The organism is Mesorhizobium sp. M1A.F.Ca.IN.020.03.2.1, assembly GCF_004023205.1.
Lineage (GTDB): Bacteria > Pseudomonadota > Alphaproteobacteria > Rhizobiales > Rhizobiaceae > Mesorhizobium.
In genome coordinates this window covers 1-6,452 of record NZ_RZSV01000280.1, presented here as the reverse complement: position 1 = coordinate 6,452, position 6,452 = coordinate 1, and the positions used below count along the sequence as shown (strand labels likewise).

5 protein-coding genes and 3 pseudogenes are annotated in these 6,452 nt (G+C 63.5%); 4 read left to right on the top strand and 4 right to left on the bottom strand.

The annotated features are described in order from the left end of the window. Positions 1 to 118: 118 nt before the first annotated feature. Together EOA79_RS28255 and EOA79_RS33825 are read left to right on the top strand one after the other, a co-directional pair. A complete protein-coding gene (locus EOA79_RS28255) occupies positions 119 to 373 on the top strand; it encodes a hypothetical protein (RefSeq protein ID WP_066992433.1) in 255 nt (84 codons plus the stop codon). Between the two features lie 87 nt (positions 374 to 460). Continuing rightward, positions 461 to 646: pseudogene (locus EOA79_RS33825) on the top strand (GGDEF domain-containing protein); the annotation flags it as partial. Positions 647 to 796: 150 nt separating this feature from the next. Here EOA79_RS33825 and EOA79_RS28245 read toward each other — a convergent pair. Both EOA79_RS28245 and EOA79_RS28240 read right to left on the bottom strand, forming a co-directional pair. Further along, positions 797 to 973 carry a hypothetical protein gene (locus EOA79_RS28245; RefSeq protein WP_082953673.1) on the bottom strand — a complete coding sequence of 59 codons (177 nt, stop codon included), beginning with the start codon at positions 971 to 973 and terminating at the stop codon, positions 797 to 799. 354 nt (positions 974 to 1,327) lie between these two features. Then, positions 1,328 to 1,645 (bottom strand): annotated as a pseudogene (locus EOA79_RS28240) (ABC transporter ATP-binding protein); the annotation flags it as partial. Between the two features lie 279 nt (positions 1,646 to 1,924). Here EOA79_RS28240 and EOA79_RS28235 point away from each other — a divergent pair. Continuing rightward, on the top strand, positions 1,925 to 2,317 hold the full coding sequence (locus tag EOA79_RS28235) for a hypothetical protein (protein ID WP_095825347.1): 393 nt from the start codon (positions 1,925 to 1,927) through the stop codon (positions 2,315 to 2,317). 96 nt (positions 2,318 to 2,413) lie between these two features. Here the strand turns inward: EOA79_RS28235 and EOA79_RS28230 are convergent, their stop codons facing one another. Together EOA79_RS28230 and EOA79_RS28225 are read right to left on the bottom strand one after the other, a co-directional pair. Then, positions 2,414 to 3,121 (bottom strand): purine-nucleoside phosphorylase, encoded by a 708-nt coding sequence (locus EOA79_RS28230; RefSeq protein ID WP_066992426.1) that lies wholly within the window; start codon positions 3,119 to 3,121, stop codon positions 2,414 to 2,416. Between the two features lie 159 nt (positions 3,122 to 3,280). After that, positions 3,281 to 5,860 carry a PAS domain-containing sensor histidine kinase gene (locus tag EOA79_RS28225; RefSeq protein ID WP_095825314.1) on the bottom strand — a complete coding sequence of 860 codons (2,580 nt, stop codon included), beginning with the start codon at positions 5,858 to 5,860 and terminating at the stop codon, positions 3,281 to 3,283. A gap of 208 nt (positions 5,861 to 6,068) precedes the next feature. On the opposite strand from EOA79_RS28225, the pseudogene EOA79_RS28220 reads away from it, so the two are divergent. After that, positions 6,069 to 6,452: pseudogene (locus tag EOA79_RS28220) on the top strand (flagellar biosynthetic protein FliO); the annotation flags it as partial.

Sequence of the window (6,452 nt, the reverse complement as noted above, 5' to 3'; positions counted from 1 at the left end):
GACCGTTCTGTCCCAGCCGATCGCAAGGTCGGCGGAGGGTTATCTCGCCGAAAGATCGGTACGGCGACCTCGCGAAACGCTCGCCACATCCCGCAGCGTCGGAAAGGAGCGAGGGAAGATGGCCGTCATCCTCGGTGCGTTGCTTACCATCGCAGGCGTCGTCTACATGGCAGGCGCCACTTTGAGGCGCGGACGCCTGAGTGACCCGGCATCTACAGCGCCGGACCGTCCGGCGCCGAACCTGGCAACACCAGGCCCCACACTGGAGCCGCGGCGACGCGGACTCCGTTTCCTCGGCCTGTCTCAGAATTGGCCAGGTCTGGTGATGATGGCAGTCGGCATCATACTGCTGTTGTCGGTGTTCGTCCTCTGACCTTACGGAATGTCGGAGTCTTCACCGCTGTGAAGGGCGTCGCAGAAGAGTTGTCAGGAATCTTCGCCCGAACGATGTGGCCGCCGCATGGGCGGCGAGGAGTTCGCGCTGGTGCTGAAGCGCACCTTGCCGGAGATGGTCGAGGCGGCGGCCGAACGGATCAGAACCGCGTTCGCGGTCCGAACCTTCGAAACCGACACGGGTCGGATGAGATGCACGGTGAGTGCCGGCTTCACCTTCGGCAGCGGGAAACGCATGAGCTTCGACAAGGTGCTCAGCGCGGTCGACACGGCGCTTTTCGCGACCAAGCGCGACGGCCGCAACCGCGTGCTCGACACCCGCCGCTGCGCTTGGAACCTCAGGGCAATCTCAGGAAAAGTGCGGTTTCCGTCCGGAACGGTTAAAGTCTTGCGGCTCAGGCCGTCAATGGTGCCCGATTACTTCGTTATAGGCGTCGAGGTCGACGTAAAAAACCTTGGTTATTTCGCCGAGCAGATCATCCTCGTCGTAGCCCTGCGACATCAGGATGTTGATCGCCGTCATGATATCGACGCGCTCGGTCAGCCGCCGCTTCTGATAGTCCTCGACAAAACGTTCCATCGCCTTCCCCTGGCAAGCTTTTGTTGGACGCATCGACCGACAATCACTGCGGGGAAAGCTAGGCGAGCTTGCTTGCGCGGACCTTGCGGGCGGAGCCCGCGCCATCCCCCTTCATCTCGACTGATACGGAAAGAGCGCGACTCACCAAGGCCATGCAAAGACTAGCATGCGCTATTGGCCACACCAGAGCCGTCGAACACTTCGTCATCCTTCCGCGTAACGACGCGAACCGAAGCGAAGACCCAAGGATCCATTCCGTTACTAGCAAGCGTCATCAACGGTGCATAATCAGCAATGATCTAGGCGTCCGCACGAGGAATCTATTCTGCATCGCGAGACCGGCGACGGCGTGCGTAGCTTCGGCCGCATCACCAGCGCCCGCCCGAGTGGCGAGTTGCCGCTGGTCACCGCACAGGTCGCCGCCGCGCCGCGAAGGCATCTGCCTCAGCACCGCAAACACCTCGAAGACATGCGAAGGAATGTTGCGGTCGCCGCGCTGAAGCGGCGCGAAGCGGGACTTCAGATTTTCGAGGACCGTGAGCAGCGGAGAGATCTTCCTGCCCTGCGGCACGATGCGATGCCCGACCGGGCGCGGTCATACGCCGCGCTCCGGTCGAGCGCCTTCCCCTCGAAGGCAACCCTTCCGCTCGGCAACCGGTGATGGTTGACGATCCGATCTCATCAAACTTGGTTGCAAGCGACGTGCCAAACGCGGACGCATGCGGGGATCAGGAGAAATAGTCATAAATACAAACGTTTAGCGCTTGAGAAGCGAATAAAACGACGCCGATCAAGCACCCTGGGTTTGAGAAAACGTTGCGCAGCTCTGCCTAGATTTTGCCCAAATCATAAAATGCCCAATGCTTAATCTCGTCTCCGTGCCGGCACTCGCCGGCCAGTTGCGGGGCAGCGGCAAAATGGGGCAAGGTCGCCGCCGAAATGAGCGACCGCATGGCCTTCCCGATTCGCATTCTTCTGAGCTTGCTGCTTCTTGCGTCGGCCGTGGGCAAGGCCGGCGCGGACTTCGCCGAAGGCAAGCTTCCGGACGGCGTCTATCATTGCGAGGTCTATCTGCTCGGCCTCTTCATCAATCTCGGCGACATCACCATCAAGGGCAATGTCTATAGCGGCCCAGTGACCTTCGGCACGTCGGGAACCTACAACTACCAGATGGACGCCAATGGCGAGATCAGCTGGCTCGGCCCGCTCGGCGGCTATACGAGCGGCGGCAACTCGATCTCGCTGACACAGGCGACGCTCGACGATCCAGGCGCTCCCTCCTTCGACATCATCATGAAGCAGCAGGACGGCGCCTTTACCGCCTCCACCTGCACGAAACATTGATCGAACAAGGAACTTCGCTTCGATGCTGCGCACAACCTACCGCTTTATCTGCGGGTCGCCGGCCGACAGCCGAGGGGCAGTTGAAGCGGAAACCGCCTAAGCAGTGACCGCGACTTCCAGCGCCAGGCGGGTCATGTCGGTGAACAGCGCCTGGCGTTCGGAATACTCGGTCTGCTCGTCGGCGGCGACGTGGTCGACCACGGTCAGCAGCGATAGGGCGCGCGCGCCGAACTGCGCCGAGATGCGGTAGAGCGCGCTGGTTTCCATGTCGACCGCCAGCGCGCCGAGCGCCCTGGGCTCGTCGAAGCGGGCGCGGCCATCGGGATGATGGAAGATGTCGCTGCAGACGGTCAGGCCGGCGCTGCAGGCAATGCCGAGATCGGCGGCCCGCTGCAGCGCCAGCGCATGGAGCGCCTCATCGGGGCCCGCCGGCTGGTAAAGTCCGAACACCTGCCCGCTGATCGGGCCCTCGGCGCGCACGGCGCTTGAAACGACCAAGCCCCGCAGCGGAACGTCGTCCGACAATGCGCCGCATGTTCCTGTGCGGATCAGCGTCTTCACGCCATGATAGTCCAGCAACTCATGGGCATAGATCAGGAAAGAAGAGACGCCGATGCCGGTTGCCTGGATGCTGACCGGCTTACCGCGGAAACGGCCAGTGAAGCCGAGGGCGCCCCGACGGAGATTGATGCAGCGCGGCGCCTCCAGAAAAGTTTGCGCCATCCACTGCGCGCGCTCGGGGTCGCCCGGCAGCAGCACCGTTTCGGCATAATCTCCCCTGCCCGCCTCGATGTGCGGCGTCACGCGCTATCACCCCCATGACAGGACCCATCCGATCGCCATCATGGCAGGCTCGCTGCAATGTGCAAGCGGTAGCTGTTTAAGACATGTCGCCTAAAAGGGCGCAGCGCTTTTGGGGAAACGACCTGCATCAAGCAATGATCTGAAGCGCGTCGATGCGCTTTAAGATTCCAGCACGTCTTTGACGATCGTCGCCAGTTGCTTGAGCGAGAATGGTTTGGGCAGGAAGCCGAAATGCGCGTCGGCCGGCAGGTTTTTGGCAAAGGCGTCCTCGGCATAGCCGGAAACGAAGACGAATTTTATGTCCGGCTGGCGCTTGCGCAATTCGCCGAGCAGCGTCGGCCCGTCCATTTCCGGCATCACCACATCGGACACGACGATGTCGACCTTGCCGCCGAGTGCCTCGAAGACCTCCAGCGCCTCGACGCCGGAGGAAGCCTCGTGAACGGTGTAGCCGCGCGAAGTCAGCGCCCTCACGCCGCCCATGCGAACGGCGTCCTCGTCCTCGACCAGAAGCACGGTCGCCGAACCTGAGAGGTCCTTCGCCGTGTCGGCCGGCTTGGCTGGAGCTGCCGCCGCCGCAGTGTCGGCAGATTCGCTCGCCTTCTTCACCTCCGTCACGTGACGCGGCAGGAAGATCCGGAACACCGTGCCCTTGCCGACTTCGGAATCGCAGTAGATGAAGCCGCCGGTCTGCTTGATGATGCCATACACCATCGAGAGGCCAAGGCCCGTTCCCTTGCCGACCTCCTTTGTGGTGAAGAACGGCTCGAATATCTTCTTCAGCACCTCCGGCGCGATGCCGCTGCCCGTGTCCTCGACCTCGACCAGCACATAATCGGCCGGGATAAGCTCGCGATACGGGAACGATTTGCACTCGTCGGCCATGACGTTGCGGGTGCGCACGGTAAGATCGCCGCCGGTGGGCATCGCATCGCGCGCGTTGACGGCGAGATTGACTACCACCTGCTCGAATTGGCCGATGTCGACCTTGACCGGCCACAGATCGCGCCCGTGATCGATCTTCAGCCTGATATCGTTGCCCACCAGGCGGGCAAGCAGCATGCGCAGATCGGCAAGCACATCGGTCAGGTTGAGAACTTCCGGCCGCAAGGTCTGCTTGCGCGAGAAGGCGAGCAATTGCCTGACGAGCGACGCCGCGCGGTTGGCGTTCTGCTTGATGTTCATGATGTCGGGGAAGGACGGGTCCGACGGCCGGTGGTTGGTGAGCAGGAGGTCGGACGCCATGATGATGGCGGTGAGCACGTTGTTGAAGTCGTGCGCGATGCCGCCGGCAAGCTGGCCGACCGCCTGCATCTTCTGGCTCTGCGCCATCTGGCCCTCGAGCGCCTTCTGCTCGGTAGTCTCGACGGCGTAGACGATGGCCGATTCCTCCGCACCCTCGCCACCGGCGCCGTCGGCGACGGCATTCACGTAGAAGCGGATGTGGCGCTCCTCATGCCCGGGCAGCAACGAGTCGATCGGCTCGATATTGGCCTGCCGCTGCCGCGCCTTCTCGAAGGCGGCGGCGAAGGCCGGCCGGTCGCGTTCATGCACCACGCTCTCAAAACGCACACGCCGGTCGACAGCGTCCCGGTCGACGACGGACGAAAACAGCGACAGGAACGGCGCATTGGTGCGCAGGATGCGCCCGCCGGCATCGACGCCGGCTATCGCCATCGGCGTCGAGTTGAAGAAACGCGTGAAGCGCACCTCCGAGGCGCGCAGGTCGGCGGACGCGTCCTCACCCTGGGTGCGGTTGAGCACGATGGTGCGCGTCGGCCCGTTCACTCCTTCGCGGCTCGCCGAAACGCGGTGCATGAAGCGGACCGGCAGTGCCTGGCCGCTCATTGTCGTCAGATCAAGGTCGATGACGGCGTTGCGCGTGGCGCCGGGATCAGCCTTGACCGAGCGGACGAGCGCCATGCCGTCGCCGGCAACGATCTCCGGCAGCGTGACCGCGCCCGGGGTGAAGCTGGCAAGGTCGATGCCCAGCCATTCGGCAAGCGTCGCATTGATATAGGTGACGCGGCCTTCCTGGTCGGCCGAGAAGAAGCCTGCGGGCGCGTGGTCGAGATGGTCTATCGCCTTTTGCAGGTCGAGGAAGAAACGCTCCTGTTCCGCCCGCTCCTGCGAAATGTCTGCGATCTGCCAGGCAAGCAGCGGCAGCCGCTGGCCCGGCACGTTGAAGGCGCGCGCGCGGACGCGGTACCAGCGCGCGCCCGGCTCGGCCCCAGGCTTGATCGACTGGGCCAGGCGGAATTCACCGTCGCCCGCCTGGCCGTCGCGCAGGCCGGACGCCAGCCGGTAGATGGTCATCGAGGCCTCGGGGACGTCCGAAAGCAGCCCCTCGACCGTCTTGAGGTCCGCCGCCGAAGCGGCCCCCGTCATCTCGGCATAGGCCCGGTTGGCGTAGATTACGCGACCCTTGGTGTCGGTGACCAGGAGGCCTTGCGACATTGAATCGACGAACGCTTTGGACAGCTCGTCGCCGGTTGAACGCGGGGCGATCTGCACGAAGCCGATCGCCGTCGCGAACAGAAAGCCGACGCCGATCATGGCGAGCACGCCAAGCATGCCGAGCAGGAACGGATCGCCGAGGCGCTCGCGGAACAACCCGAAAACGACCGCCGCGCCGGTCAAAACGACGATGAAGATGATGAGCCTGGCGATGGCGCCCGGACGCGTGTTTTGGTCGACGATCGGTACCGGATAGAAATCGCCGCGCGTTTCCTTGGCCATGTGCCCCCTGCTCGTGATTCCGATGCCCCGACACCCGCGAACGGCCGGTTGAATCACATTCTCCTGTAGCGGAAAAGGCCCGGACGGCAAATGTCCGATAAAATCAACGATTCATGTTTCAAACTGTTCACGATGGGTGATGTCGCCTTGCGGAGGCTAGTCCCTAAGGTCTAGTGTCGCGTCACTTCAAAGGCGATTGGGTGCACCGATGCTGCAGTGGCTGGATAGCGTAGCGGGGCCGGGTTACGTCGCTGCAATTCTATGGACGTTCGCGGCCCTTGTTCTGCTGGTCGTGGTCCTGCTCGTCATCAAGGTAGTCCGCAACCTGACTTTCGGCACCTTCGTTGCCGGAGGCCGGAATCGCAAGACACGGCTCGCCGTCATGGACGCCACCGCTGTCGACAGCCACCGCCGGCTGGTGCTGGTGCGGCGCGACGATATCGAACACCTCATCCTGATCGGCGGCCCGACTGATGTCGTGGTCGAGCGCGACATAAGGCTGGCAGCACCTCGCCGCCCGGCGCTGACCGGAGACAGCGGCCAGCAGCAGACCGCCGCGCCGCGCCCGCGGGCGCGGCGCGGCGGTCTGCTG

What these genes read in the sequence shown, in the direction of transcription:
- EOA79_RS28225 (WP_095825314.1), bottom strand. Translation starts at nt 5,860, where the DNA reads ATGGCCAAGGAAACGCGCGGCGATTTCTATCCGGTACCGATCGTCGAC.
- EOA79_RS28235 (WP_095825347.1), top strand. Translation starts at nt 1,925, where the DNA reads ATGGCCTTCCCGATTCGCATTCTTCTGAGCTTGCTGCTTCTTGCGTCG.
- EOA79_RS28245 (WP_082953673.1), bottom strand. Translation starts at nt 973, where the DNA reads ATGGAACGTTTTGTCGAGGACTATCAGAAGCGGCGGCTGACCGAGCGC.
- EOA79_RS28255 (WP_066992433.1), top strand. Translation starts at nt 119, where the DNA reads ATGGCCGTCATCCTCGGTGCGTTGCTTACCATCGCAGGCGTCGTCTAC.